Annotated in this window: 23 protein-coding genes and 1 tRNA gene; 15 read left to right on the top strand and 9 right to left on the bottom strand. The window is 68.6% G+C overall.

Features of this window, described 5'->3' with window-relative positions:
* The first annotated feature begins 135 nt into the window (after positions 1-135).
* The gene (locus ACWELJ_RS02340) at positions 136-2,286 is read left to right on the top strand and encodes a LuxR C-terminal-related transcriptional regulator (protein ID WP_452364372.1); all 2,151 of its coding nucleotides are present in this window, start codon (positions 136-138) and stop codon (positions 2,284-2,286) included.
* Between the two features lie 17 nt (positions 2,287-2,303).
* Here the strand turns inward: ACWELJ_RS02340 and ACWELJ_RS02335 are convergent, their stop codons facing one another.
* On the bottom strand, positions 2,304-2,675 hold the full coding sequence (locus tag ACWELJ_RS02335) for a hypothetical protein (protein ID WP_452364371.1): 372 nt from the start codon (positions 2,673-2,675) through the stop codon (positions 2,304-2,306).
* An 89-nt stretch (positions 2,676-2,764) separates the two neighbouring features.
* The gene (locus ACWELJ_RS02330) at positions 2,765-3,115 is read right to left on the bottom strand and encodes a YbaB/EbfC family nucleoid-associated protein (protein WP_452364370.1); all 351 of its coding nucleotides are present in this window, start codon (positions 3,113-3,115) and stop codon (positions 2,765-2,767) included.
* A gap of 180 nt (positions 3,116-3,295) precedes the next feature.
* Between ACWELJ_RS02330 and ACWELJ_RS02325 the strand changes: the two genes are divergently transcribed.
* From ACWELJ_RS02325 to ACWELJ_RS02310, 4 genes are all read left to right on the top strand, one after another.
* Complete coding sequence (locus ACWELJ_RS02325; protein WP_452364369.1) at positions 3,296-3,589, top strand: hypothetical protein; 294 nt, start codon at positions 3,296-3,298, stop codon at positions 3,587-3,589.
* Entirely contained in the window at positions 3,586-4,821 is a 1,236-nt protein-coding gene (locus ACWELJ_RS02320; protein WP_452364368.1) for a DUF6973 domain-containing protein, read from the top strand. Before ACWELJ_RS02325 ends, ACWELJ_RS02320 begins: the two co-directional genes overlap by 4 nt.
* 11 nt (positions 4,822-4,832) lie before the next feature.
* The gene (locus ACWELJ_RS02315; RefSeq protein ID WP_452364367.1) at positions 4,833-5,339 is read left to right on the top strand and encodes a hypothetical protein; all 507 of its coding nucleotides are present in this window, start codon (positions 4,833-4,835) and stop codon (positions 5,337-5,339) included.
* A 137-nt stretch (positions 5,340-5,476) separates the two neighbouring features.
* Positions 5,477-5,974 (top strand): hypothetical protein, encoded by a 498-nt coding sequence (locus ACWELJ_RS02310; protein ID WP_452364366.1) that lies wholly within the window; start codon positions 5,477-5,479, stop codon positions 5,972-5,974.
* 230 nt (positions 5,975-6,204) lie between these two features.
* Here ACWELJ_RS02310 and ACWELJ_RS02305 read toward each other — a convergent pair.
* Together ACWELJ_RS02305 and ACWELJ_RS02300 are read right to left on the bottom strand one after the other, a co-directional pair.
* A tRNA-Leu gene (locus ACWELJ_RS02305) sits at positions 6,205-6,278 on the bottom strand.
* A gap of 80 nt (positions 6,279-6,358) precedes the next feature.
* Positions 6,359-7,204, bottom strand: coding sequence for a universal stress protein (locus ACWELJ_RS02300; RefSeq protein ID WP_452364365.1), 846 nt, complete (start codon positions 7,202-7,204; stop codon positions 6,359-6,361).
* A gap of 346 nt (positions 7,205-7,550) precedes the next feature.
* Between ACWELJ_RS02300 and ACWELJ_RS02295 the strand changes: the two genes are divergently transcribed.
* The 6 genes from ACWELJ_RS02295 to ACWELJ_RS02270 all read left to right on the top strand — a co-directional run bounded on the left by ACWELJ_RS02295 (position 7,551) and on the right by ACWELJ_RS02270 (position 17,091).
* The gene (locus ACWELJ_RS02295) at positions 7,551-8,501 is read left to right on the top strand and encodes a hypothetical protein (protein WP_452364364.1); all 951 of its coding nucleotides are present in this window, start codon (positions 7,551-7,553) and stop codon (positions 8,499-8,501) included.
* A gap of 229 nt (positions 8,502-8,730) precedes the next feature.
* The gene (locus ACWELJ_RS02290; RefSeq protein ID WP_452364363.1) at positions 8,731-10,884 is read left to right on the top strand and encodes an ArnT family glycosyltransferase; all 2,154 of its coding nucleotides are present in this window, start codon (positions 8,731-8,733) and stop codon (positions 10,882-10,884) included.
* 212 nt (positions 10,885-11,096) lie between these two features.
* Positions 11,097-12,233: a BTAD domain-containing putative transcriptional regulator gene (locus tag ACWELJ_RS02285; RefSeq protein ID WP_452364362.1), complete on the top strand. Its 1,137-nt coding sequence runs from the start codon at positions 11,097-11,099 to the stop codon at positions 12,231-12,233.
* A gap of 101 nt (positions 12,234-12,334) precedes the next feature.
* Complete coding sequence (locus ACWELJ_RS02280) at positions 12,335-15,010, top strand: alkaline phosphatase family protein (RefSeq protein WP_452364361.1); 2,676 nt, start codon at positions 12,335-12,337, stop codon at positions 15,008-15,010.
* Between the two features lie 82 nt (positions 15,011-15,092).
* Positions 15,093-16,328 carry a cytochrome P450 gene (locus ACWELJ_RS02275; protein ID WP_452364360.1) on the top strand — a complete coding sequence of 412 codons (1,236 nt, stop codon included), beginning with the start codon at positions 15,093-15,095 and terminating at the stop codon, positions 16,326-16,328.
* 193 nt (positions 16,329-16,521) lie between these two features.
* Positions 16,522-17,091: a TetR/AcrR family transcriptional regulator gene (locus tag ACWELJ_RS02270; RefSeq protein WP_452364359.1), complete on the top strand. Its 570-nt coding sequence runs from the start codon at positions 16,522-16,524 to the stop codon at positions 17,089-17,091.
* Between the two features lie 18 nt (positions 17,092-17,109).
* Here the strand turns inward: ACWELJ_RS02270 and ACWELJ_RS02265 are convergent, their stop codons facing one another.
* Both ACWELJ_RS02265 and ACWELJ_RS02260 read right to left on the bottom strand, forming a co-directional pair.
* Positions 17,110-18,027: an alpha/beta hydrolase gene (locus tag ACWELJ_RS02265; protein ID WP_452364358.1), complete on the bottom strand. Its 918-nt coding sequence runs from the start codon at positions 18,025-18,027 to the stop codon at positions 17,110-17,112.
* 4 nt (positions 18,028-18,031) lie between these two features.
* The gene (locus tag ACWELJ_RS02260; protein ID WP_452364357.1) at positions 18,032-19,495 is read right to left on the bottom strand and encodes a flavin-containing monooxygenase; all 1,464 of its coding nucleotides are present in this window, start codon (positions 19,493-19,495) and stop codon (positions 18,032-18,034) included.
* Positions 19,496-19,635: 140 nt separating this feature from the next.
* Between ACWELJ_RS02260 and ACWELJ_RS02255 the strand changes: the two genes are divergently transcribed.
* Both ACWELJ_RS02255 and ACWELJ_RS02250 read left to right on the top strand, forming a co-directional pair.
* Positions 19,636-20,676 carry an NAD(P)-dependent alcohol dehydrogenase gene (locus ACWELJ_RS02255; protein WP_452364356.1) on the top strand — a complete coding sequence of 347 codons (1,041 nt, stop codon included), beginning with the start codon at positions 19,636-19,638 and terminating at the stop codon, positions 20,674-20,676.
* A gap of 153 nt (positions 20,677-20,829) precedes the next feature.
* Complete coding sequence (locus tag ACWELJ_RS02250) at positions 20,830-21,618, top strand: hypothetical protein (protein ID WP_452364355.1); 789 nt, start codon at positions 20,830-20,832, stop codon at positions 21,616-21,618.
* Position 21,619: 1 nt separating this feature from the next.
* Here ACWELJ_RS02250 and ACWELJ_RS02245 read toward each other — a convergent pair whose 3' ends face one another.
* On the bottom strand, positions 21,620-22,492 hold the full coding sequence (locus ACWELJ_RS02245; RefSeq protein ID WP_452364354.1) for a hypothetical protein: 873 nt from the start codon (positions 22,490-22,492) through the stop codon (positions 21,620-21,622).
* Positions 22,493-22,720: 228 nt separating this feature from the next.
* Here ACWELJ_RS02245 and ACWELJ_RS02240 point away from each other — a divergent pair, with 228 nt between their 5' ends.
* Both ACWELJ_RS02240 and ACWELJ_RS02235 read left to right on the top strand, forming a co-directional pair.
* Complete coding sequence (locus ACWELJ_RS02240) at positions 22,721-24,241, top strand: APC family permease (RefSeq protein ID WP_452364353.1); 1,521 nt, start codon at positions 22,721-22,723, stop codon at positions 24,239-24,241.
* Positions 24,242-24,388: 147 nt separating this feature from the next.
* Positions 24,389-24,676 (top strand): hypothetical protein, encoded by a 288-nt coding sequence (locus ACWELJ_RS02235; protein ID WP_357092367.1) that lies wholly within the window; start codon positions 24,389-24,391, stop codon positions 24,674-24,676.
* A gap of 60 nt (positions 24,677-24,736) precedes the next feature.
* Here ACWELJ_RS02235 and ACWELJ_RS02230 read toward each other — a convergent pair whose 3' ends face one another.
* Positions 24,737-25,387: a DUF305 domain-containing protein gene (locus tag ACWELJ_RS02230; protein WP_452364352.1), complete on the bottom strand. Its 651-nt coding sequence runs from the start codon at positions 25,385-25,387 to the stop codon at positions 24,737-24,739.
* An 89-nt stretch (positions 25,388-25,476) separates the two neighbouring features.
* On the bottom strand, positions 25,477-25,971 hold the full coding sequence (locus tag ACWELJ_RS02225; protein WP_452364351.1) for a hypothetical protein: 495 nt from the start codon (positions 25,969-25,971) through the stop codon (positions 25,477-25,479).
* Positions 25,972-26,047: the final 76 nt, after the last annotated feature.

Here is a 26,047-nt window from a genome sequence, read left to right as displayed (position 1 = left end):
GACACCGGCAAGTTTCTGCCAGGTCCGTGCCGGGGAAATCGGGGGCACTGTCGAGGCGCGGGCCGGTGGAACCGGTCCTAGACTGCGGCTTCGGGGGACGACTGCCGGAGTTCGATCGGATGGGATGCCTGCTCGATGCCTGACAGCTACAGATTCCCCGCGCTACTCGAGCGGGAAGGCCAGGTCGACGAGGTTCGGAGGCTCATCTCGGATTCGCGGGTCCGGGTATTGACGGTGACCGGGCTCGCGGGGGTGGGCAAGAGCCGGTTGGCCGCCGAAGCCGTGCGGGATGGAATCTCGCGGGTGGTCGCGGTGGATCTGGCCGAGCTGCCGGATACGCAACGGGTGTGGTCGGCGATCGATGGTGGACCCGAACTCGAGGGCGCTTCGCCGATTCTGTTCCTGGACAACTGTGATCGTGCGGTCCGCGCGCTCGCGGACGAGCTTCCGGCGCTGCTGAACCGCCGACCCGATCTGACCGTGGTCACCACCAGCCGGCGGGCGCTCGGGCTGTACCAGGAATGCCTGTTCCAGGTGCACCCGCTGCCCACCACGGCCACCCCGGACCCGGCCGAGCCGAGCCCGGCCGCGCGGCTGTTGCTCGACAGCATCGAAACCCGGTTCCGGGGAGCGGCATCCGCGGATCTCGCCATCGTGGAGGAGATCGCGGCGGCGCTCGGCGGTGTGCCGCTCGCCTTGGAACTGGCCGCGGCCGCCATCGCCCGGTTCGGGGCGGAGCGGACGCTGCGGCGCATCGAATCGGGGCAGCCGCTGCCGCCGTCGCCGTTCGTCGACACGCCCGCGCGGCATCGCACCGTCCGCGACTGCCTGGAGTGGGGGACCAGCGATCTCGACCCGCTGTCGGTCGACCTGCTGCTGCAGATCGCCACCTCCGACGTGCTCACCGATCTCGAGGAAGTGCTGTTGCTGCTGTGCGGTCAGCAGCGCGACGCCATCGTGGAGCGACTCGCGGACCTGGTCAACCGCAGCCTGCTCGACCACGCGGTCGCCGGCAACGGGCACTACACCTACGCCATGTCCGGGTTCACGCGCACCGGTCTGCGGCAGCTGCTGTTCGCGGATCCCGAACGCGCGCTGCGTATTCGAGCCATGCGCGCGGCGGGGATGAGTCAGCTCGCCGCCCGCATCGCGCGCATGCTCGACGACCCGGCCCGTCGCCCCACCGCGGTGCGCCTCGCCGAACGCTGGCACGGCGACCTGGTCGCGACCATCGACTACTTCACGGTCCACGGCGAAGCGGTTCGTGCGGTACGCATGCTGCGCGAACTCGAGGACATCTGGATCGAGCGGCGCGCGTTCACCTGGGCCGAGGCGACGCTCATCCGGATGTCGAAGACCGCGGATCCGGTCGCGGCCGCGTTGGGCCGGGAATTGCTGGGCCACTGGGCTTTACGATCCGGACGGTTCGCGGACGCGGTCGCCCTGCTGACCTCCGCCGTGGAACCGACCGGATCGGCGGTCTGGCGACTAGCCGTGGCCTGCAACGAAGTGGGGGACACGCGGCGGGCCCGAACCCTGATCGACAGCGCCCCACCCGCCGCCGCCCGCACGCCCCGCGAACGCGAGGTCGGCGAACTGGTCGAAGCGCTGGTCCATGTCGACCGATCCCAGGACGGCGACGGCGACTGGCAGGCCCTGCGCGACCGCATCGCCGCCCTGCCGCATCGCCGCGACCGCCTCGGCCTGCTCGCGGTCCTCGGCCGCGCCCTTCTGCGCGCCGGCGCACCCCAGCACGCCCACGAGGTCTTCCGCCTCGCCCTGCGCACCCCCGACCCGGCTCGCAACGCCGTCGAAATGGTCGTGGCCCTCGAGGGTTGCGCCCGCGCCTATCACGCGGCGGGTGAACACTTTTCCGACCACGTACACCGACTCTCCGCCGCGGCCCGCTGGATTCGCGACGCCTACGCCCTGCCCCAACTGACCGACCACGTTCTCATCCCCGACCCCACCCTCGACACCGACGACCCCGCCGTCTCCACCGTCGGCTCCGTCCTCGACATCGACGAGGCCATCGCCTACGCCCTCTCCACCCCGCCCCTGCCCGCCGAAGGCCCCGATTCCCCCGTATCCCGGCTGACCAAAAGGCAATTGGAGATCGCCCGCCTCGTCGCCGAGGGCATGACCAACCGCATGATCGCCAGCCGCCTCGGCATCGCCGAATGGACGGTCGTCAATCACCTCCGCCAAGTCATGACCAAACTCGACTGCCCCTCCCGCCTCCATGTCGCCCTCGTGATCAAACAACAAGCCCAGCGGACGGCCTGACTCCTCGGACCGTCCCATCAACTCGGATGGGGCGCACCACCGAAGTCGAACGCGATGAACAACAGGGCCAGCGGAAGGGTGACGATCGCGAACAGCATGGTCGCGGGCAGCGCGGCAACCCGCGTATACCGATACCTCGACCCCACCACCCCGATTGCGATGATCGCGGCGAACGTCGCGATCCAACTGGCCCAGTAGCCGACCGATCCCACCCCGTACTCGACAGGCCCATCCTCGGTGACAGTGGCGGGCCGGCCCGGATCAGTGATCCCCACACTGCGCTGCAGCGCGATGATCGCCCACGGGTAGACGAAACCCATGACCGCCCCGGCGATTCCACCCACAATGCCCCCGGCCGCTTCCAACGCGGCCCCACGACTACTACTCATGCGCGAAACTCTCGCCCCGCCCACTTGTCGAATCCTTAACGCCCACAGGGGTGCTACCCGCCCGACGCTATTTCGTGCGGAATTCCTTGTTACCGCGTGTTGGTCCAGAGCCTGACCGGCTGCACATCGTCCGGATCGGCCCATTCGGGTTGCGGCGGGGCTGCCTGTACGGCGGCCTGCTTCTCGTTTCGAACGAACTGTTCGTACACCTTGTGGGCCTGCGCTTCCGCATCGGCGCGCGCCGCCCGGTACTGCTCGATGATGGTCCGCTCGAGCTGCTGGGTCCCCTCGGCGACGGCCTGCGGCGCCAGCTTGATCTGGGTGATCTGCCCGTAGGCGTCCACCTCGATCGCCATGCTCCGGTCCGCGGCGCGAGCCTGGGCTCGGACCACCCCGATGGCCTCATCGATCTTCTCGGCCCGCGCGCGACGCTGGTCCACGTGCTCCGCACCCCTTCCATCCGGATCGTCCACGCCGGGATGTCCCCCCCGACTGCCCGACACTGTACCTACACCAAGCGCCCGATTGTTCACAGTACATACCGACCGGCTACTATTCGGCAGCACTATGGCCAGTGCTGGGGGATTCATGACACGAAAGCTGTTGGTGGGGCGGTAGACATGGTCGCTTTCGATCCTGAGAAGATGCGCGCGCTCGCGACCGAGACGCGGACCCATGCCGGTGCGATCGGCAAACTGAACCCGATCGGCGAGCACAACCGTGACGCCGCACTCGGCGCGATGCCGTTCTCCGCCTTCGCGAAAAACGTCGGGTTGGTACTCAAGGCGATGGATCGGGTGGTGACGCTCCATCAAGGCAGGCTCGACCAGTTCGCGACGCTGACCGATAACGCGGCCGGCACCGTCGATGGGATGGAAGAGGCGAACGTGGCTGGATTCAAGGGGATCAAGTGAGCGGTGAGAAGATCACCATCTCCACGGTGCTGGGCTGGAAGCTCGATTCGGCACGCTTCGCCAGCGCGGACGCGATGAACGCCGGTATCACCCTCGAAGCCGAATCCCTCAACGCCGACAAGGCGATTCAGGGCTCCGACTCCTACTTCGGCGATGCCGGCGGTACTGCCGCTCGCACCATGTCGACCAAATTGAAGAACGAGGCGGTCACCAGCGGTGACGTCCTCGATGCCATCCATAAGCAGATCGACGCCACGACTGCCGCACTGCAATCGGATATCAAGAGTTTGCAGTCGGCAGTCGACGACGTCAAAGACTCGGAGTACAACCTCTTCTACGACGACGAGACCGGCGACGTGAAGTCATACGACTCGAACTGGGAGACCATCAAAAAGCATTGGGGATGCCCGGCTTCCGTCGCCTGGAAGACCGCCGACTGCCTTCGCCTGGGTGCGAGTCTCAAGCAGGCGTTCTGGGATGTGCAGGCAACCGACAAGATCGGCGCGCGCGACCTGGCCACCCAACTCGAGCACGTATCCGATGATGTCAAGCTGGTGCTGGCCGGCATTCCCGCGGACGCCGCACTCCGGGATATTCTCCTGAACTACCAGGTGGACACGACGAAGTCCGAGATCGTCGTCTGGCCCGACTCCACCCTGCTGAACCTGATCCGGATATCCAAGCCCGACATGCAGCCGGTAGAGATGACCGTCGAGGAAAAGACCGCGATGGATAAGCTCTGCAACCCGCTCTACGGCGGCAATCCGATGAACTACATGAAGTTCAACGACATCAAGGACGAGGCGGAAGAGTTCGGGAAGAACAACAAGTACACAGCGGTGAATCCCGACTCGAAGGATGACGGTCACGGGGACGCGGCCCGGCATGCCTACTGGAACGCGCGTATGACCCAGGAGTTCGGCGCCGACTGGGCGAAGCAGTACGCCACCGCTCACGAGGGCGTCGGCGGAAACGGTCCGCAGCGAGAGGCAATGGACCTCAAGAACAACGATGTCGGCCGTCAGATCGGCCTGGCGAACATGAACGCGTCCAAGGACGACCTGAAAACAGCGGTCATCGCCGCGGTCGACAAGGGCGACACCGTCGTCATCCACCATCCCGACCCCAACCCGGCCGCTCCCGCCCAGATCGCCTTCAGCAATACCGTTCCCTGGACCGATACGACGAGTCCCGAGCAAGTGGATATCCCGCTTCCGGGCAAGGGAAAGTGAGTGCGAGGCACGTGAAACCAGCCACGATCGTTGTCGGCATCCTGCTCGCTCCGCTGCTGGCTGGATGCGCCGCCAAACACGACAAGCCTGCCGCGAAAGCATGCCAATCCGAAATCCGCCTCGACAGCAAGCCAGAGCCGCTCGGCTCGAGCAAGGCGCTGTCGGCGGAGTTCAAAACCGCTGGGAACAGGGAGCAGCCCATCAGTCTTGGTGAGGTCACTCGCGCAGCCGGTTGGTCCGACGACTGGGACACGGTGATCGACGTCTCGTCGGCAATGGACGACGACTGGCTGAACAAGATGGCGCAAACCCCGCCGGGCACCTGCTGGAAGGGATTACCGCCCCGAATCGGTTCGGAGCCGGCATCTTTCGGGTACTACGTCTTCCTGAAAGACCGGCAGGCGGTGCAGTCCGTGACGTGGAACACCGGGTACAGGGTCCTGGAGTTCCGCGCCAATGAGCGACTGACTCACGAAACCATGCTGAACGCCAAGAGCGGCGGACTCAGAACCTACTGAGCATGCTCGCTGGCGCCACGCTTCATCGAAAACCGTTGTCGAGGAATCACTCCCCGGACGGATGCGACGAGTTTCGAGCAACTGGATATCCCACTTCCAAGCAAGGGAAAGTGAGTGCGAGGCAAGTGAAACCAGCCATGATCGTTGTCGGCATCCTGATGGTTCCACTGCTGGCCGGATGTGCTGCCAAACCGGCAAAGCCCGCTGCGAAAACCTGTCAATCCGAAATCCGCCTCGACCGGGAGCCGGAGCCGCTCGGCTCGAGCAAGGCGCTGACTGCGGCACTCGAAACCGCAGGTCGAGGGCATCAACCCGTCAGTCTCGGCGAGATCACTCACGCGGCAGGTTGGTCCGATGGCTGGGACACGATGATCGAGGCGGCCGAAGCCTACGACGATGACTGGATGAACAACACCGCGCAAACCCCAGTGGGCACCTGCTGGAAGGGGCTACCGCCCCGTACCGATTCCGAGTATCCGGCGCCTTTCGGCTACTACGTCTTCCTCAAAGACCGGCAGGTCGTGCAGTCCGTTGTGTGGCACACCGGGTCCATGCCCCTGCTGCTCCGTCCCAGCGATCGGCTGACTCACGAAACCATGCTGAACGCCAAGGGCGGAGGACTCGCAACTTACTGAGGCCCTCATCGACGCCACGCTTCATCGAAAATTGTTGTGCCCGGAGGGATTCGAAAACATCGACCCTTCTCGTTCGGGGCCGTTCACCCTCATCGGAATGCTCCCGGAACCTGCCTGGTGGTGTGGCGGATGACTCGGTCGAGCTCGCCGCTGCGGGTGAATTGCGGACCGAGTTCGAACGGGCGCGTGCCGTAGGCGCTGAAAGTTGCGCGCTGCCAGCGGTTTCGTAGTGCCCCCGGACGGGCTCGAACCGTCACTTGGCGGATTTTAAGTCCGCTGCCTCTGCCAATTGGGCTACGGGGGCGTCTGGGTCAGACTACCGAGCCGTACGTCCGTACGGGTAGCAGGTATTCGGGTGGGGGTGTGGGGTCACCAGGAGGAGGGCTAGGGGGTGGGGGCGATCATGATGGGGGTTTGGACGGAGAGGAGCAGGGACTGGCTGGTGGAGCCGAAGACCTTGCTGGTGAAGCCGCCTCGGCCGCGGGTGCCTACCACCAGGAGCTGGGTGCCGGAGGAGAGGTCGAGGAGGGAGCGTTCGGGGGTGTCGTGGGTGGTTTCGCGGTCGATGCGGACCGAGGGGTAGCGCTCCTGCCAGCCCGCGAGGGATTCGGCGAGGACGTAGTCGTCGAGGGCGTCCATTTCGGGGTCGTCGGAGGCGCCCTCGGCGTGCAGGGCGATCACCGCGACACCGCGCACGGAGGCTTCTTCCAGGGCGGCGTGGATGGCGGGCTCACTGATCTTGGTGCCGTCCACGCCGACCAGGATCGGGCGGGTCGGCAGATCCACGGGTAGCGGGACGCCGTCGCGGACCACCACGAAGGGGCAGTGGGCGCGGCGGGCCAGCACCGAGCTGACCGAGCCCAGCAGGGCGCGGCGCAGGGTGCCGCCGCCGCGGGCGCCGCCGACCAGCATGCGGGCGCCGTGGGTGCGCTCGAGTAGCGTCGGGACGACCGCGCCGGTGGTCAGTTCGGTGGTGACGGTGAGGCCGGGGGAAGCTGCGGCGGCCGCCTGGGCGGCGGTGTCCAGCAGCCAGTTGCCGTGCTCCTCCAGGCGTTCGTAGTCCTCGGAGGTGAGCGCGGTGCCCAGGCCGAGGCCGGCGTCGGGGGTGATCTCGAGGACCCGCAGCAGGTGCAGGGGCGCGTGGTGCAGGGCGGCGGTGTGCGCGGCCCAGGCCACGGCGGAACCGGCCGATTCGTCCACGGCGACGATCACGGTTTCCCCGGTCGGCATGGCTACGTCCTCTCCCACCGGCGAATCACGCGGTGCGGCTGCGGGATAGCTGAACGATCGCTATCGACCCTACGCCGCCCCGGCCGGGGAGCGGCCGAGCGGCACCGCGACATGCCTCACCGGACCCCGCGGCCACGACGCGGGGTGTACTGGGCGCGCCGTGGTCGCGGGTCACGGGCCGCGGTGCGGCCCACCGCGAATCCTGATACCTGAACCACTGTTGAGGTCAAGCTCCACCCTGGACGTCTGGTGACCCAGTTCACATCAGCATCTCTTGCGGATACCCCCAGGGGGTATTAACTTGATCTTCCGTAAGGCAGCGAAAGTAGTTGAGAGGGACGAGAAAATGACCACCCAGGCCCACACCGGACACCACAACCACGCGACCCACGGCGAGCCTGCCGGACACACCGATCACGCGGCTCACAACGCACAGGGCGCCCATGCCGGACACGAGGGGCACGGCGCGCACGCCGCCCATGTCGACCACACTGCGCACGCCGAACACGCTGAGCACAACGCCCACACCGGACACGGCGACCACGCCGCGCACGCCGGCCACGCGCACGCCGGCCACGACGCCGGAGTACCGGGCGGCCTCCAGGTCACCCAGGACGGCTACACCCTCGACCTCGCCGAAAAGGTCGTCGCCGCAGGCGAAACCGAGTTCCGCTTCCGCATCCTGGGCCCCGACGGCGCGCCCGTCACCGAGTTCGACGCCATCCACGACAAGGAACTGCACCTGATCGTCGTGCAGCGCGAGCTCACCGGCTTTTGGCACGTGCACCCCGAACGGCAGGCCGACGGCACCTGGACGGTCCGCCTGAACCTCCCCGAGGCGGGCGCCTACCGCGCCTTCACCGATATCGCGCCACGCGCCCTGGGCCGGACCATCACGCTGGGAGCGGATTTCGCCATCGCCGGTGACTACCGGCCCGGCACCGCGCCGCACCCGGATCGCACCTTCGCCGTCGACGGCTACCAGGTCACCCTGGACGGTGACCTGGTCGCGGGGGAGGGCCGCCTGCTCACCCTCACGGTGCGCAAGGACGGCGAGCCGGTCACCGACCTGCAGCCCTACCTGGCCGCCTACGGCCACCTGGTGATCCTGCGCGCCGGGGACCTGGCCTACGTCCACGTGCACCCGAACGGCGAGCCCGGCGACGGCGTCACCGCGCCCGGCCCGGACGTCACCTTCCACACCGCCGTCCCGGGCCGCGGCACCTACCGCCTGTTCCTGGACTTCAAGCACGGCGACAAGGTCCGCACGGCCGCTTTCACCCTCCCCACGGTCTGATCCTCGAGGCCCCCAGCATTCTCGAGGCACTCCGCGACTGAAAAGCACCACCGGATACCTGGAAAGGGCACCCGCCACAGCGGGTGCCCTTCCGGCTTTTCCGTCCCCTTTTCTCGCAGTTCAGGCCCTCACAGGGAACTCCCAGCCGACTCGAAGCTGTGGTCAAATCCCGCGGCCTAGGCTCCGCGACGACAGAGAAATCGGGCTGGAACAGCAGAAAGCGGGTGGCATGTCGACCATCACCGGTGTTGCGGACGATGCGGCCGTACCCAAGGACGGTGACGTGTCCCCGGCCAGTGGGCGGCCGCGCTGGGAACTACCGGCCACCGCCGCGCTGCTGATCGCCACGGCCGTCGTCTACCTGTGGGGACTCGGCGGCGCGGGCTGGGGCAACGGGTATTACGCCGCGGCCGTGCAGTCGGGGACCCAGAGCTGGAAGGCGCTGCTGTTCGCCTCGCTGGACCCGCAGAACTCCATCACCGTCGACAAGCCGCCCGCCGCACTGTGGGTGATGGCCTTGTCCGGCAGGCTCTTCGGCTTCAACGCCTGGTCCATGTTCGTGCCGCAGGCGCTGATGGGAGTCGCGTCGGTCGCCTTGCTGATCGCCGCGGTGCGGCGCTGGGCCGGACCGGCCGCCGGGCTGATCGCGGGCGCGGCGCTGGCGGTCACCCCGGTGGCGGCCATGATGTTCCGCTTCAACAATCCCGACGCCCTCATGGTGCTGCTGCTGGTGGCCGCCGCGTACTGCACGGTGCGGTCCATCGACGCGGCGGGACAACGCTTCTGGTCCAGCGGCACCGGCTGGCTGGTCGGCGCGGGCGTGCTCATGGGGTTCGGCTTCCTCGCCAAGATGATGCAGGCGTTCCTGATCCTGCCCGGCCTGGCGCTGGCGGTGCTGGTGGCCGGTGCGGGCGGATGGCTCTCGCGCATCACGCGATTGGCGTCCGCGGGCGTGGCGCTGGTGCTGTCCGCGGGCTGGTACGTGGCGCTGGTCGAACTGTGGCCCGCGAGCTCACGGCCCTTCATCGGCGGATCCACCAGCAACAGCCTGTGGGAACTGGCCGTCGACTACAACGGGCTCGGCCGGATCCTGGGCAACCACAACGGCGGCGGCGGTGGACCGCGCACCATGCCGTCGGCTGTACCGACACCATCGGCCGTGCCGAATCCTTCCGCCCTGCCGACCCCGGGCGCGCATCCGGATCCGTCCCAGATGCGCGGCGGCTTCGGCGGATTCGGTTCGCAGCCCGGCATCACCCGGCTGTTCTCGGGTGAACTGGCCACCGAGTTCTCCTGGCTGCTGCCCGCCGCGCTGATCGCGCTGATCGCCGGGTTGTGGCTGACCCGCCGGCAGCCCCGCACCGATCGCGTCCGCGCGGGTCTGCTGCTGTGGGGCGGCTGGCTGCTGGTCACCGGCATCGTGCTGAGCTATATGAGCCGCAGCTTCCACTCCTACTACTCGATGGAATTGGTTCCCGCGCTGGCCGCCGTACTCGGTATCGGCGCGACCCAATTGTGGCAGCGCCGAACGCATCTCGCGGCTCGCGTCACTCTCGCGGTGATGGCCCTCGCGACCGGCGTCTGGTCGTTCGTGCTCCTGCACCGCACACCCGAATGGCTGCCCTGGCTGCGCTGGACCCTGGTGGCCCTGGCGGTGGTCACGGCGGCCACGCTGCTGATCGCCCCGAAACTGCCGCGGTTCACGCTCGCGATCGGTGTGTTCGCGCTGCTGGCCGGGCTGCTCGGACCCACCGCCTACACCCTCGAGACGGTGGCCGGCGTGCACCAGGGCGGTAGCCCGATCGCGGGTCCGGCCCGTGGTCAGCGCGGTGGCGGCCCGGGCCAGAATGCCGGTGGCCCAGGCCAATACGGCGGTGGACAGCGCGGCGGGGTGGCCGATCCGCAGATCGCCTCGCTCGTCGAGGGCAGCGATGCCCGCTGGGCGGCCGCCGCGATCGGCGCGCAGGATGTCAGCACCCTCGAATTGACCACCGGCAAGGCCCTACTCGCGATCGGCGGTTTCAGCGGCCGCGACCCGTCGCCGACGCTGGCCCAGTTCCAGCAGTACGTCGCCGACCACCAGATCGGGTACCTCCTGATCCGCCCCCGCCAGGGCAACGAGTCCGAGCCCGGTGGCAACTCGAACCAGGGGCAGCCGAACAACTCCCAGCCGGGCGGCGGCACCCATACCGGTGGGGGACATCAGCCTCGCCAGGATCAGAACGGCCAACAGCCCGGTGGCCAGCAGCAGGGAGGCCAGCAGCAGGGAGGGCAGGGCTCGGAATCCAACGGATCCACCGGCGCGGAGATCACCGCGTGGGTGAAAGCCAACTACCCGGTGACGATGGTCGGCTCGGTGGAGGTGTACAACCTCGAGCCCTGACCCGCGCGCCCTGCTCGCTCGCAGGCACCGGTGCGGGCACCTTCCCGTCAGCCGCCCGCACCGGTGCATGCTTTCAGTACCCGGTCGATGGAACGAAATCGCGTCCGGGACCGACCAGTTCGGTGAGACGAATTCGGCGGATGCGAAGGGCGGGGGCGGCCGTGCGCAGTTACAGTGACGGGCGAGAAATGGGGTCCGGCGGGAGGTCGGCGATGGATGGGGTGCGGGCGCGGGTGGGCGTGCTCGGTCCGGTGCAGCTGACCATCGACGGGGTGGCGCAGCAGCTGGGCGGGCCCAAGCAGCGGGCGGTGCTGGCCTATCTGGTCATCAACGCCAACCGGCCGGTTTCGGTGGATGCGCTGGCCAGCGCCGTCTGGGAGGACAATCCGCCGCCCGACGTCCGGGTCAGCCTGCACGCCATCGTCTCCAACCTGCGCAAGCCGCTGCGCGACGGCGGCATCGACGCCCGGAACATGCTGCAGCACATGGGCACCGGCTACCGCATCGTGGTCGAGGACTCCGCCTGCGACGTCTTCCGCTTCCGCACCCGCCGCGAGAACGGCCTGCGCGCGCTGGCCGCCGGACGCTTCGCCGCCGCCACCGAAGCCCTCTCCGACGCGCTCGCGCAGTGGCGCGGCCCGGTGCTGTCGGATCTGCGCGGGCTCGGCTTCGCCGACGCCTACGCGGTCGCCCTCGACGACGAGCGGATCGGCGTCATCGAGGCCCGCGCCGAGGCCGATATCGCGCAGGGTCGCGCCGAGGGCGTGGTCTCCGAACTGAATCTGCTGGTGCGCGACCACCCGCTGCGGGAATCCCTGTGGGAGCAGCTGATCACCGCGCTCTACATGATCGGCCGCCAATCCGACGCGCTGGAGGCCGCCCGTCGCCTGCGCGGCATCCTCGCCGAGGAACTCGGCATCGATCCCGGCCACCGCATCCGGGAACTGGAATCGCGGATCCTGCGCCAGGATCCGATCAGCGTGCGCCAGGTCGCCGCCGCCTCGGCCACCCGAGCCACCACCATCGTGGACCGGAGCTGGCACGAACCGCAGGCGCTGCTGCGTGACCGGTCCGGGCACGTCCACCCGGTGGTCGGCTCCGCCACCCGCATCGGCCGCCTGTCCGACAACGACATCGCGCTCGCCGACGGCCGGGTCAGCCGCCACCACGCCCTGCTCATCGACAACGGTCACACCTGGGTGATCAAGGACCTGCACTCCTCCAACGGTGTGTATGTCAATGGCGCGCGCATCGTGGACAGCGGGCTATTGTCCGACGGAGCGGTGTTGCGCATCGGCGACACGGAACTGGTCTTCGTGCTGGTCCGCACCGATGACAGCACCGGTTGAATTAACTGACCCTTCACCGGTGAGCCCCCTCACCGCCACGAATCCCCAAGGTCGGTCGGCGATCCTCGAGATAGCCGTTCCGATGCTCATTAGGGGATGCCATGGATCGGAGGCGTTTTCTGAAGCACGCCGCGCACGCCGGTGGTGCGGCCGGAGCCATGTCGATGCTCCCGCCGAGCCTGGCCCAGGCCTGGGCCGAACCCGCCCCGCCCGGCGGCTGGGACCGCATCGAGCACGTGGTGATCCTGATGCAGGAGAACCGCTCCTTCGACCACTACTTCGGGTCCATGCCCGGCGTCCGCGGTTACGCCGACCTGAACGCGCTGCAACTGTCCACCGGCCGCTCGGTCTTCCACCAGCCCGACGGCGGCCGCGTCGTCCTGCCGTACACCACCACGCTGCAGAACATCGACGGCACCGATCACGGAACCCGCACCGGCCACGAGGCTTTCGCCGCCGGCCGCAACGACGGCTGGATCAAGGCCAAGGGCGAGGGCACCATGGTCGGCTACGACCGCGACAGCCTGGGCTTCTACTACCAGCTCGCCGAGGCGTTCACGTTGTGCGACAGCTACCACTGCTCGGTGAACGGGCCCACCGACCCCAACCGCATGTACCTGTTCACCGGCACCGTGGAAAACCCGCTCGCCCTGGACAATTACGCGGAGAACCTGCAGGTCTCGCTGTTCTCCGACGATCTGAAACTGCGCTGGATGCGCAGCCTGCCGGTGACCGGCATCGTGGACGCGGTCCTGGGCCTGGTGCACGGCCTGACCGGCGCGCTCCCGCCGCCGGTGGCCGCCGCGCTGGCCGGACTGGTCGGGCCGCGCACCGGCGATCTGTTCCTCTACGACGCCCTGCTCGGTCCCGACGCCGGGCGCTACGTCAACGACATCATCTTCGGCCTGCCCTGGACCACCTACGCCGAACGACTCCAGGACCGCGGCATCGGCTGGCGCGTCTACCAGGAATGGGACAACTACACCGACAACGCGCTCGACTTCTTCCTGCCGTTCCGCGAGGCCGCGCGCACCGCGCTGAAGTACACCAACGGCGGCCGCGGCGTCGCCTTCGAGAACTTCTTCCGCTACTACGCCGACCTGGAGAAGGATCCGAGCCTGGAACCCGCCTACACCTCCGCCCTGAAACGGGGGATGGACGAACTGTCGGCCGGGCAGCGGGCCCTGGTCGAGCGCGGGCTGTTGCGGTCGCGCACCGGCACTCTGGTGGAATCCTTCCGCACCGACGTGGCCACCGGGAGACTGCCCACGGTGTCCTGGATCGTCGCGCCCTACGTCGACTGCGAGCATCCGGTGATGGGCCCGCGCAATGGCCAAGCCCTGGTGCACGGCGTGCTGGAGGCGCTCGCGGAACATCCGGACGTGTGGAACAAGACCGTCTTCATCCTCAACTACGACGAGAACGACGGGTATTTCGATCACATCCCGGCCCCGACCCCACCGCCGGGCACCCTGGGCGAGTACTTCGGCCGCCACAATGTCGGCCTGGGCGCGCGGACACCCGCGATCGTGGTGTCGCCGTGGAGCAAGCAGGCCGTCTGCTCCGAATTGTTCGACCACACCTCGGTTCTGAAGTTCCTGGAACGCGTCACCGGCGTGGCCGAACCGAATATCAGCCCGTGGCGGCGGCAGATGTGCGGCGACCTGTCCGCACTGTTCGACTTCGGATCCCGGCGCACCCTCATCCTGCCGAACGCCTCGCCCCGCGCCGAGCAGCCGATGTCCGGTGTGGCGCAGCCGCTTCCGTTCGTGCAGCGGATGCCGAAACAACAGAGCGGCAGCCGGTCGCGGGTGCCGCTGCCGTATCGATTGCGGGCGCGCTGCGCGCCCGGACCCGATGACGCGATCACGCTGACCATCGACAATGACGGGACCGCGGCCGCGCACTGCCTGGTGTACCCCAACGCCTTCGCCACGGATCACACGCCGACCCGCTTCGATCTCACCGGCGGCGGCTCGGTCACGCACGAGCTACCGGCGGTGAACGGCCATTACGACTACACCCTCTACGGCCCCGACGGCTTCCAGCGGCGATTCGCCGGAGACCTCGGCGGACCGTGCGGCGGGCTGCGGGTCACCGCGACCGCCGCGGGCGGCCCGGGGTGGCGCACACTGGCGTGGACCTTCGAAAACCCTGGGACGAAACCTGTTTCGGTGCGACTGGTCTCGAACGCGTACCGCGGTGACGGGCCGTGGACCATCGACCTCGCCGCCGGGGCTACCGAACGCCGGGACATGCGGTGCGAGAGCGAGTCCGAAGGCGCGGGCTGGTACGACCTGTCGGTGTCCGCGTCCACCGACGCTGGATTCCTGTGCCGCGCACGTGGATTCGTGGAGAACGGCGCGGCCGGGAAGACCGCCGACGATGCCGCGCCCCGCACCCGGTTGCTGCTGGACCGGTCCCTGTACGAGCCGGGCCGCGATCTCGTCGTGAGCTACGGTCTGGCCGAGGCGGTGGCCGGGCATCGGCTCGCCGTCTACGCCGACCCCGGTGGATTCACCACCGCCGTCCCCGCGACGCCGGTGCTGCGCGGTCTCGCGTTGGGGAACGGGGTGACCCGGGACGAGGTGGTCCTCGGCGTCACCGAGCAGGCGGCGCCGGACGCCGGAAACGCTGCCCTGGCGGGCGTGCGGCAGGTGGCCGCGATCGACCCCGGCCCGCGGCTGGGACCGCTGCCCACCGGCTCCTACCTGCTGCATCATCTCGATGACGCGGGTCGCCCGCTCGCGCATCCGGTGCGCTTCCGCGTGCTCTAGAACCGATCCGCCCGCGTGGTACATCGGCGCAACTTTGCAACAGATTCTAGACATAGTGTGTGTTTTGTCTTACCGTCGGTTCATGAGTTCAACGGCGTCTCATGCGGTGCGATTCGAATTGCGATCCGGGGAAACCTGGCGCGATCCGTATCCCATGTATTCCCAACTGCGCGACCACGATCCGGTCCACCGGGTCGTCCCCGAAGGCCGCGAATCCGACGACTTCTACGTCCTGACCCGGCACGCCGACGTGTACGCGGCCGCCCGGGAACCGGAGAACTACTCCTCGGCCTCCGGGCTGACCGTCGACTACGTGGACCTGGTCGCCGCCGGCTTCGGCGCCGCCAAGCCGTTCGTGTTCATGGACCCGCCCGACCACACCGACTTCCGCCGCCGCGTCTCCCCGGGATTCACGCCCCGCCAGGTGAATTCGGTGGAACCCGAGGTGCGCGCCTTCGTCGTCGAGCGCATCGAGCGGCTGCGCGCGGCCGGCGGCGGCGACATCGTCAAGGAACTGTTCAAGCCGCTGCCCACCATGGTGGTGGCGCACTACCTCGGTGTGCCGGAACAGGATCGGGACCGCTTCGACGACTGGACCGAGAACATCGTCGGCGGCGCCGTCGCGGGGGCCGGACTTGCCGCCGGCGACCAGAACGCCTTCACCGCGGTCGGGGAGATGGTCGGCTACTTCAGCGAACTCATCGACCGCCGCCGCAAGGAACCCGGCGACGACACCATCTCGCACCTGCTGGCCTCCGGGCTCGGGGCGGAGGGCGACAACGAGGGCCTGCTGGCCATGCTCGGCTTCGCCTTCACCATGATCACCGGCGGCAACGACACCACCACCGGAAACCTCGGCGGCGCGGTGCAACTGCTCACCGCCTACCCCGAGCAGCGTCGCCTGCTGGTGGAGAACCCGGCGCTCATCACCGACGCGGTCGAGGAATTCCTGCGCATGACCTCCCCGGTACAGGGCCTGGCCCGCACCGCCACCCGCGATATCGAACTGCACGGCGTCACCATCCCCGAGGGGCGGCGCGTCCTGCTGTGCTACGGGTCCGCCAACCGCGACGAACGCGAATTCGGCCCCACCGCGGGCGAACTCGACGTGCGCCGCAACCCCAAGCGGATCATGACCTTCAGCCACGGCCACCACCACTGCCTGGGCGCGGCCGCCGCACGCATGGTCGCCCGGGTCGCGCTGGAGGAACTGCTGTCGCGCTGCCCCGACTTCACCGTCGATCTCGACGCGGTGCAGTGGGCGCACGGCAACTACGTGCGCTGGCCGATCTCGGTGCCGTTCCGCGCGGCGGCCTGAGCCGATCCAGAACTCCGGGCCGGCACCCAGCGGAGTGCGGGTTCGCCCGCACGGTGTCGGCCCGGCCGCACCGTCCGCGCGACGCGCGGGCAGAGTGTGAGTGAGCGGGCCCGGCGGCAGCGTCGCCGCCGGACCCGCGACCATCGAGGGGACTCCGCCGCGGGGTCTCAGATCGGGCGTGAAAGGACATCGCATGAGCCGAGACTGGCTGGCCGACGGACGGGCCGACCTGGCCGCCGAGCGCATTCTCGACGCGGCCGCGCGCCTGTTCGCCGAGCGCGGCGTCGCCGCCGTCGGCATGGGCGATATCGCCAAGGCGGCCGGCTGCTCCCGCGCGACCCTCTACCGCTACTTCGACAACCGCCAGGCCGTGCGCCTCGCCTTCGTGCACCGCGCCACCCGCCGCATCGCCGCGGGCGTATTCGAGCAGGTCGCCACGATCGAGGACCCGGCCGAGAAGGTGGTGGCCGCCATGCTCGGCTCGATCCGCGCCGTCCGCGCCGAGCCGCTGCTCATCGCCTGGTTCCGGCCCGGCGAATCCGGCGCCGCCGGACGTATCAGCCAGGATTCCGACGTCATCGAATCCATCGCGGCGGGGCTGTTCACCCCCACCGCGCTCACCGATCCCGAACGCAGCCGCCTGGCCCGCTGGCTCACCCGCATCATCGTCTCCTTCCTCGCCGCACCCGGCCGCGACGAGGCGGAGGAACGCGCCATGCTCGAGGAGTTCGTGGTGCCGGTGGTCAGCCGCGCCTTCGCCTGAGCCTGCCTTCGGCTCTGGTCAGCGGCCCGTCCGGTGGCCGAGGTGATGGCCGAAGAGACGGTCCGCCAGCATGGTCGCGAGATCGTCCACCGCCTCGCGCGCTATCCGCATCGGCAGCACATGGAAGACGTGCCAGAGATGTGGAAACTCGCGATGCCGCAGGGGCGCGCCGACTTTCGCGGCCAGCGCGGCGAACTCCCGCGCGTCTCCGGCGAGCAGATCGTCCCCCGACGAATGCATCACGATCGGCGCCAGACCGGTGATGTCCCGATACAGCGGGGAACGAGCGCGCCGCTCCTGCTCGGGAACACCGGGCAGGTACGCGTCCATGAACTGCGCCATCAGCGGCGGATTCAGCAGCGGCTCCCGGCTCGGATCGCAGTGGAACGCTGAAGAACTCGCGGACAGATCCAGCACCGGGCAGATCAGTCCCAGGATCGCGGGCTGCGGCTGATCCTCGTCGCGCAACCGCGTCGCCAGATCCAGCGCCAGCCCGCCACCGGCCGAATCACCCACCACCGCAATACGTTCGGCCGGAATGCCCTGTGCGAGCAGCGCTCGATAGGCGGCCACCGTGTCCTCGATGGGCGCGGGGTACGGGTGCTCGGGCGCCAGGCGGTAGTCGAGGGAGTGGACCGTCGTGCCCATGGCCGCCGCCAGCGCGCCGGTCAGGGGCCGGACCATGCTCGAGTTGCCGATCACATAGCCGCTGCCGTGCAGATACAGCACCGCCGCGTCGACGGGAGCCGCACGCGGCGTGAGGGTTTCGACGGGTACACCGCCGAGCCGACCGGCCTCGACGGTGACACCGCGCGGTGCGCGGGCGAACGCGGTGCTCGCGCCGACCCGGGCGCGGACCCGGGTCCAATCCGGGGCCGGGCCGAACATCCAGTGGCCGATCAAGCGGGAAACGAAGCGCCACACTGCCTTCTCCACGATCTCACTTCCCGCTCGTAACACTGTGCCTCAGATGGTAGTCCACCGGATCAGGCGTACTACGGATCAGTTTCTCGTACCGGCCCGGCGTCCACGGCCACAGTTCCGGCAGCCCGTCCTTGCCCAGGTACCAGCTGGTGCAGCCGGTGGTCCACACCGTGCTCGGGGCGGCGGCGCGCATCCGCGCGTTGTAGCGGTCGGTGGCGGCGTGGGTCGGTTCGACGGTCGTGAATTCGCCTGCGCGCCAGCGGCGTAGCCAGCCCACGATGCGTGCGGACTGCGCCTCGGCGACCGCCGTCAGCGGATGGTTGGCGAAGGGGCTGTGCGGGCCCACCAGCATGAACAGGTTGGGGAAGTCCGGCATCATGACACCCTCGAAGGCGCGCGGACCAGCCGCCCACGCCTGGTCCAGGGTGCGGCCGTGGGCGCCGGTGATCGCCATCGGTCGCATGAAGGCGTGCGAGTCGAATCCCGTTGCCAGCACCAGGATGTCGAGCTCGTGCAGGCGCCCGCCGGCGGTGACCACGCCGCGCGCCTCGACGCTGTCGATGCGCTCGGTCACCAACCTGACATCGGGCCGCTGCACCGCCTTGTAGAAGCGGTCGGACACCACCAGCCGCTTGCACATGGCCTGGTAGTCGGGGGTCAGCTTGCGGCGCAGTTCGGGATCCTCGACCGTGCGCAGATTGCGTTCCACCACCCACTGGATCAGCTTGCGCACCCGCCCGGGACGCACCAGGCCCCGCGAGAACACCGCGAACGCACCACGATTGAACCAGTAGGGGACCATGCCCAGGGCGGGCACCAGCTGGTACAGGCGCTTGGACACCTTCGTGTACGGGCGGTTCACGGTCGGCAGGATCCATTGCGGAGTGCGCTGGAACAGCACGACTTCCGAGGCCACGCCGGCCAGCGCGCCCACCAGCTGGGTGCCGGTGGATCCGGTGCCGATGACGCCGACCCGCTTGCCGCGCGGCTCGACCTCGTGCCGCCAGCGCGACGAATGCATGACCGGACCGTCGAACTCGTCCAGTCCGGGGATGTCGGGCCAGGTCGGGTGATGCAGGAAACCGGTCGCGCACAGCACGAAGTCGAAGCGTTCCGTGGCTCCGTCGGCAGTGGTGACCTGCCAGCCGTCGCCGTCGAACACCGCGCCGGTCACCTCGGCGCCGAAGCGGGTGTTGCGGTGCAGGCCGTGCTCGCGCGCCACCCCGACCAGGTAGTCCTTGATCTCCGGCCCGGCCGAATACAGCTGCGTCCATGCGGGATTCATGGCGAACCGGAACTGGTAGTACCGCGACGGCACATCGCACACCAGGCCCGGATAGCTGTTGTCGCGCCAGGTCCCGCCGTAGTCCCGGGCCTTCTCGAAGATGGTGAAGTCGGTGAATCCGGCGCGTCGCAGGGCCACGGCCACGCAGATGCCGGAGATTCCGGCGCCCACGATGGCGATCCGCGGTGAGTTCATGGGACGGCAGCCTAGACACGTGTCTTCCGGGTCGGGAAGGGTTTGGCGGTTATCGGTAGACATTCCGTCATTCGCTAGACGCGGTGTAAAGCGAATGCTACCGTGTGCGCCAGGTCACAACATCTAGGCAAGGAAGCACGATGCGCGCACTCCAGTGGACCGGCCCGGAAAAGGTGCAGATCAACGACATCCCGGTACCGGACATCGGACCCACCGACCTGCTGATCAAGGTCGGCGCGGCCGGGGTGTGCCATTCGGATCTGACCCTGGTCAACTTCCCCATCCAGCTGCGCGAGGACCCGCTCACCATCGGCCACGAGGTCGCGGGCACCATCGAGGCCATCGGCTCCGACGTCAACGGTCGCGAGATCGGCGAACGCGGCCTGGTCTACCTGTTCTGGACCTGCGGCGTCTGCCGGGAATGCGTGAGCGGCAACGAGAACGTCTGCCTCGCCGCCGGCCGCGTCGCCATGCCGCCCACCCCGGGCCTGGTCCTCGACGGCGGTATGGCCGAATACATGCGGATCCCGGCCAGCGCCTTCGTACCCATCGGTGACCTCGACTTCGTGCAGGCGGCCCCCGTCGCCGACGCCGCCCTCACCGCGTACCACGCCATCCGCGGCGCCCGCGAAGCCCTGCGGCCCGGCGGCACCGTCCTCGCCATCGGCATCGGCGGGCTCGGCCACGTCGGCGTGCAGATCCTGCGGGCCATCTCGGGCGTCCGGGTGATCGCGGTCGACCAGGCCCAGGAGAAGCTGGACCTGGCCCGCGACTGCGGCGCCGACATCGGCTTCCTTTCGAGCGATGACACCGCCAAGCAGATCCTCGACCTCACCGACGGGCGCGGCGCGGACGCGGTGTTCGACTTCGTCGGCGTCGACTCGACCGCCAAGCTGGCCTGCGAGACCGTCGCCCCCAACGGCGCCTATCGCATGGTCGGAATCGGTGGCGGCGCACCGGAGATCACCGCCGGACCCGCGGGCGGTCCCGGCTGGCCGTGGGGCGCCACCGTGCGCAAATCGCTCGGTGGCACCCGCGGCGACCTGCACGCCTGCGTGGCCCTCGCGCAGGCGGGCAAGATCCACATGGAGGTCGAGCGCTTCGACCTCAACGACGGCCCGGAAGCGCTGCGGCGGCTGGACGCCGGGCATATCCGGGGCCGCGCCGTCCTGGTGCCGTAGCCGGCGAATCAGCCCGCGGCGGGCTCGATCTCGCCGAGGAACTGCGCCACCCGCGCCGCGATCTCGTCGGGGGTACTCGCCATTGATGGCGTGCGACGCCTGCGGCCTGCTCTCGGGAAACTCGACCGTGGATTCCAGGCTAATCTCCTGAGCATGGGGAGGCTCTGGCCGATGCTGGCCATCACGACATGCGTACTGCTCACCGCCTGCGGGCCCGACGACACCACCGCGGATCCACAGGCTCCGGCGTCGACTTCGACACCGGTCGCGACGAAGACGACCACCAAACCGGGTCCGACCGCAACGGTGGACGCGGCGGCCCTGCCGAGATGCGGTGATATCCGCGGCGCGGGCGCGGGCGCGCACGATGTGCTGCCGGACTGCCGATTGACCTCTCGCGACAGCGCGGGGCTCTCGTTCGTCGTGCGGCACCGGGCGAGTTCCGGCGCAGGCGCCCGGACGAGCATCGATGTCACGGGGAGCGACGGAAAGTCCCTGCAGACCTTGTCCGTCCAGGACACCGAGGTGCCCTCCGAACCGTATCTGGCCGACCTGGACGTCGACGGCCGCGACGAGCTGATCGTGCCGATATCCACCGCGATCGTCGGCAACTCGAACTACGTCGTCTTCCGGCCCAAGGCCGCCACGCCCGAATTCGTCGAAGCCGGCAAGGTTTTCGGGATCGGCGTCGATCGCACGGCGAGCGGCTACATCGCGGGAGAGGCCAAGGGCGGCGCCGCCGCCAAGTACATCGAATTCCAGCAGTTCGTCGGATCGAAACTGGTGTTCGTCGCCGAGATCATCCGGACCTACGACAAGGACGGCAACAGCACCTGCGGCGTCGACAACGAAAAGGGTGTTCCCAAGTCCGAATTCAGCGATGAGGACGTGGTCCGGCGCTTCTGCGGCGAGGAGCTGCTGCGTCCGGCCCCGGTCGGCTGAGCTACCGCAATCCCGCGATGCGACGCTGTAGCCAGCGGCGGGATTCCGCGTCCCGGGCGTGCGCCAGAATCTTGCGGCGACCGCCCGGGGACAGCGCGGACAGCAGGTGGGCCAAGCACTGACGGGTATCCCAGCTCAGCAGGTAGCGGACCGCGCCCGCGGTGGCCTGGTCGTCGGCCAGCTCCACCGCCCGCGCGAAATCTGCGCGGTCCTCCAACAGTAGGAGCTGCGCCGGAATCCGTTCGTGCGCAGGGTATCCCGAATACTTCCCGGTGCCACCGGCGAACCATGCGCACAGCCGCAGGATTCGATCGACGGGATCCGGGTACGCCTTCAGGAGCAGGGCGCGGGCCTCCTCCACCTGAGGTCCGGTCAGACCGCCGCCGGTGGTGGAGGTATCCAGGAAGAGTCCGGCGAAGGGGATGAGGGGTTCGGGAATACCGGCCACCCAGCGGCGTGCGGTGCGGTCGCTCTCGGCCTGGCGCTGCTCGGCCGCGCGGAATTCGCGCAGCGGTACCGCGACGCCGCGCACCGCCAGCCATTCCAGTGAGCGGACCCCGTCCGCGAGCCGCGCGTCCCGCGGCCATCCGGACCAGCGAATCGAGTAGCCGTGATGCAGGGTCACGGCGGTGAGGGGGCGTTCGTCGGCGTCGAAGAAGTCGAGCACCACATCGCCCCAGCACATGCATACGAAGCCGGGCAGGTCGGTGACGCGCAGCGCCTCCCGCAGCGCTCGCACGGCAACCGGGTCGCGCTCCTCGAGCAGGGTCGGCGCGTCGCCCGGCATCTCGCGGACCCGGACCCCGCGGGCGCCGGCCAGCACCCGATCCAGCGCCTCGGGATCACCACCCGTGTCCTGGCCCCCGACACCCATACCGAAACAGTAATCCGACCCGACGGTCCTCGGCGTGGCGCGATGACGGCACGCAGGGATCTTGTCGTTGTCCAGCCAGTTGCTGAACTGGTACGTACCAGCCGATGCTACGGTTTCGTGTGATGCCGATAACTCCGGCCACCAGCGACGGCGCACCGGCCGGAAGTCCGCCGGTGACCGATCGGTGAGAACTATTTTGTTGCCGAGAAGCCAGATTTAGGAGAGATAGTGGCGTTATCGGACTCCCCGCGAGACACCGCCGGTCCCGCTGCCCCGCGTGGCAGCGGATTGTTCCGGACCAAGTCGGTCGAACAGTCGATCCGCGACACCGACGATCCGGACGCCAAGCTCCGCAAGGATCTGACCTCGTGGGACCTCACGGTCTTCGGCGTCGCGGTCGTGGTCGGCGCGGGCATCTTCACCCTCACCGCGCGTACCGCGGGCAACATGGCCGGGCCCGCCGTCTCGCTGGCCTTCGTGTTCGCCGCCGTGGCCTGCGGCCTGGCCGCGCTCTGCTACGCCGAATTCGCCTCGACCGTGCCGGTCGCGGGCAGCGCGTACACCTTCTCCTACGCCACCTTCGGCGAGCTCATCGCCTGGATCATCGGCTGGGACCTGATCCTGGAATTCGCCCTCGGCACCTCGGTCGTGGCCAAGGGCTGGTCGCAATACCTGGGCACGGTCCTCAACACCCAGCCCATCTGGCATATCGGATCGGTCAAGTTCGACTGGGGCGCGGTGCTGTTGATCGCCGTCCTCGGCGTGCTGCTGGCCATGGGCACCAAACTGTCCTCGCGGGTGTCCGCGGTCGCGGTCGCCATCAAACTGGCCGTCATCGCCCTGGTGGTCGTGGTCGGCGCGACCTACTTCAAGGCCTCCAACCTGAAACCGTTCATCCCCGAATCGGTCCCCAACGCCGACACCGGCGGCGCGAAAGCGGTACACCAGACCCTGTTCCAGCTGGTCACCGGCGGCGGCAACAGCCACTACGGCTGGTACGGCCTGCTCGCCGCGGCCTCCATCGTGTTCTTCGCCTTCATCGGTTTCGACGTGGTCGCCACCGCCGCCGAGGAGACCAAGGACCCCGCCCGCAATGTGCCGCGCGGCATCCTGGGCTCGCTGGCCATCGTGACCGTGCTGTACGTGGCCGTCTCGCTGGTGCTCACCGGCATGGTGTCCTACAAGGACCTGCAGGGCGGCGACGCCACGCTCGCAACGGCTTTCGCCATCCACGGCGTCACCTGGGCCAAGAACATCATCTCCATCGGCGCGCTGGCCGGTCTGACCACCGTCGTCATGGTGTTGTTCCTGGGGCAGACCCGGGTGCTGTTCGCGATGTCGCGCGACGGTCTGATGCCGCGCAAGCTCGCCCACACCGGCTCCAAGGGCACCCCGGTCCGGATCACCGCCATCGTCGGTGTCATCTGCGCCGTGCTGGCCGGGTTCGTGGACTTCGGCACGCTCGAGGAAATGGTCAATATCGGCACGCTGTTCGCCTTCGTGCTGGTGTCGATCGGCGTGGTCGTGCTGCGCCGCACCCGCCCCGACCTGCCGCGCGGATTCCGGGTGCCGCTGGTGCCGCTCATCCCGATCCTGTCGGTGCTGGCCTGCGCGTGGCTGATGTTCAACCTGTCGGTGGAGACCTGGCTGCGGTTCGTCATCTGGATGGCGATCGGCATGGTCGTGTACTTCGCCTACGGGCGCCGGCACTCCCTGATGAACGGCCAGGATGTGAAAACCGGTAGCTGATCGGGTGCTCAGGTTCGGTGCTGGTGGTGTGTCGTCACGGATTCACCTCCCGGAATGCGGTTCAATTGCTCTCGAATAGTGAGAGTTGTGCCACAAGTTCCGCCCATCAGCACCGCTTCAGCATCCCGAGAGGAACCGATCGTGAGCATGCTCCTCGCCGTGCATGACGCTTACACCTCGGTTGTCGCGCAGATCGGCAACCCCACCCCGGAGACGCCGCCGGTGGCGGACAAGCTGATGAAGCTGGTCCGCTACTTCACCTGGTTCACCATGCTGTCCGGCGTCACCGCCATCACCTACGGCGGCGGCCGGTTCGCCTGGGAGAAGTGGAGCGGCGGCGGGCTCGAATCACCGAAGATGGTGGCCGGGGCCATGATCGGCGGCGCGACCGCCACCAGCGCCGGGACGATCATGAACGCCGTGATCGGCAGCTGACCGCACCAGACACGCGACGGGTGCGCCGGAAAACCGGCGCACCCGTTCGTGTTTCGAGGACTAGCCCTGGGCCAGCATCTTGTTCATCTGATCGATCTCCTGCTGCTGGGCGGCGACGATGGCCTGCGCCATCGCCTTGGAGTCGGCGTTGGAGCCCTGCGCCAGTTCGGTGTTCGCCATGGTGATCGCGCCCTGGTGGTGCTCGATCATCATCCGCATCCACAGCTTGTCGAACTCGGGGCCGGACAGGCTCTCCAGCTTGGCCATCTGATCCTTGGTCATCATGCCGTCCGTGCCGGCGTGGCCGCCCATGTCCGCGGACGGGGCCGGCTTGCCGAAACTCCGCAGCAGCGTGGTGATCTGCTGCATCTCCGGGGTCTGCGCCGCCTCCACCGCCTTGGCCAGGGTGAGCAGCTCCTGGTTCTGCGAACGGGTCGGCACCAGCTTCGCCATCTCCACCGCCTGCGCGTGATGCGGGTACATCATCTGCAGGAAGGTCACGTCCGCGTCATTGAAGTCGCTGCGCGTCGCCGCCTGCGCCGAGGTGGTGGACGTGCCGTGACCCATGCCGGGCATGGTCCCGTGATCCATGGCCGCGGTCGTGGTGGTGGCCTTCGAGCCCTCATTGTCATTGCTGCTACAGCCAGCCGCGACGAGCGCGGTGGCGGCGGTGGCGGCGATCAGGGCGAACTTGAGACGGGTGCTGAACATGGTTGAACTCCTTGGGGTTTGGTGAGTGATCCGGATCCGGGCAGGCCGAAGTCCGCGTCCGCGCGAGGTAACGCGGCGCGGCGGGCCCATCAGATCCGCAGAATCGCCAGGTCGGCCAGGGAGAGAACCGTCCACGGAGGTGGACGGGCGGGGAAACCGCGCGGGTGGCGCGGGGGCGGGAGGAGAGTGTCGCGGCGGCCGAGACCGACCCAGGCCAGCAGCGCCGGCCCGAGGCCGAGCAGCAAGGCCGCCAGGACGAACAGGCAGCCGTGCATACCGGCGTGACCATTGCCGCAGTCACCGCCGCAGCCGGGCATGGACATGAACTGGTCCATGGCCGTCGGCACGGCGATCGAGGCGGCTTCCAGCAGCGCGTCGTGCGGGGAAATCGGCGCGTCGGCCATCGCGGCCGGTGCGCTGGTGGCCATGGCCGCCGGTGCGCTGGTGGCGGGACCCGAGTGATGGCCCATGCCGTCGTGGCTCATGCCGAACACGAGGGCATGCATGGCCACCAATCCGGCCAGCAGTGCGAGCAGCCCGAAGGCCCGGATGAACCGGGTGCCGGGGGACCGTTGCTCGACCACCCGGACATACTACCCACCTCAGTCATACCCCCTGTCGGTATGTCCACCGGGACGCGCCGGACTCGCCGCCGCGAGG

Source organism: Nocardia sp. NPDC004582 (assembly GCF_053602115.1).
This window is presented reverse-complemented; position numbering and strand designations above follow the sequence as displayed.

Bases quoted from the DNA above. Each gene is read 5' to 3' on its own strand.
- ACWELJ_RS02310 (WP_452364366.1), top strand. From the start codon at position 5,477: ATGATCGTTGTCGGCATCCTGATGGTTCCACTGCTGGCCGGATGTGCT.
- ACWELJ_RS02325 (WP_452364369.1), top strand. From the start codon at position 3,296: ATGGTCGCTTTCGATCCTGAGAAGATGCGCGCGCTCGCGACCGAGACG.
- ACWELJ_RS02255 (WP_452364356.1), top strand. From the start codon at position 19,636: ATGCGCGCACTCCAGTGGACCGGCCCGGAAAAGGTGCAGATCAACGAC.
- ACWELJ_RS02270 (WP_452364359.1), top strand. From the start codon at position 16,522: ATGAGCCGAGACTGGCTGGCCGACGGACGGGCCGACCTGGCCGCCGAG.
- ACWELJ_RS02245 (WP_452364354.1), bottom strand. From the start codon at position 22,492: ATGGGTGTCGGGGGCCAGGACACGGGTGGTGATCCCGAGGCGCTGGAT.
- ACWELJ_RS02340 (WP_452364372.1), top strand. From the start codon at position 136: ATGCCTGACAGCTACAGATTCCCCGCGCTACTCGAGCGGGAAGGCCAG.
- ACWELJ_RS02280 (WP_452364361.1), top strand. From the start codon at position 12,335: ATGGATCGGAGGCGTTTTCTGAAGCACGCCGCGCACGCCGGTGGTGCG.
- ACWELJ_RS02230 (WP_452364352.1), bottom strand. From the start codon at position 25,387: ATGTTCAGCACCCGTCTCAAGTTCGCCCTGATCGCCGCCACCGCCGCC.
- ACWELJ_RS02300 (WP_452364365.1), bottom strand. From the start codon at position 7,204: ATGCCGACCGGGGAAACCGTGATCGTCGCCGTGGACGAATCGGCCGGT.
- ACWELJ_RS02335 (WP_452364371.1), bottom strand. From the start codon at position 2,675: ATGAGTAGTAGTCGTGGGGCCGCGTTGGAAGCGGCCGGGGGCATTGTG.
- ACWELJ_RS02275 (WP_452364360.1), top strand. From the start codon at position 15,093: ATGAGTTCAACGGCGTCTCATGCGGTGCGATTCGAATTGCGATCCGGG.
- ACWELJ_RS02295 (WP_452364364.1), top strand. From the start codon at position 7,551: ATGACCACCCAGGCCCACACCGGACACCACAACCACGCGACCCACGGC.
- ACWELJ_RS02250 (WP_452364355.1), top strand. From the start codon at position 20,830: ATGGGGAGGCTCTGGCCGATGCTGGCCATCACGACATGCGTACTGCTC.
- ACWELJ_RS02260 (WP_452364357.1), bottom strand. From the start codon at position 19,495: ATGAACTCACCGCGGATCGCCATCGTGGGCGCCGGAATCTCCGGCATC.
- ACWELJ_RS02290 (WP_452364363.1), top strand. From the start codon at position 8,731: ATGTCGACCATCACCGGTGTTGCGGACGATGCGGCCGTACCCAAGGAC.
- ACWELJ_RS02285 (WP_452364362.1), top strand. From the start codon at position 11,097: ATGGATGGGGTGCGGGCGCGGGTGGGCGTGCTCGGTCCGGTGCAGCTG.
- ACWELJ_RS02235 (WP_357092367.1), top strand. From the start codon at position 24,389: ATGCTCCTCGCCGTGCATGACGCTTACACCTCGGTTGTCGCGCAGATC.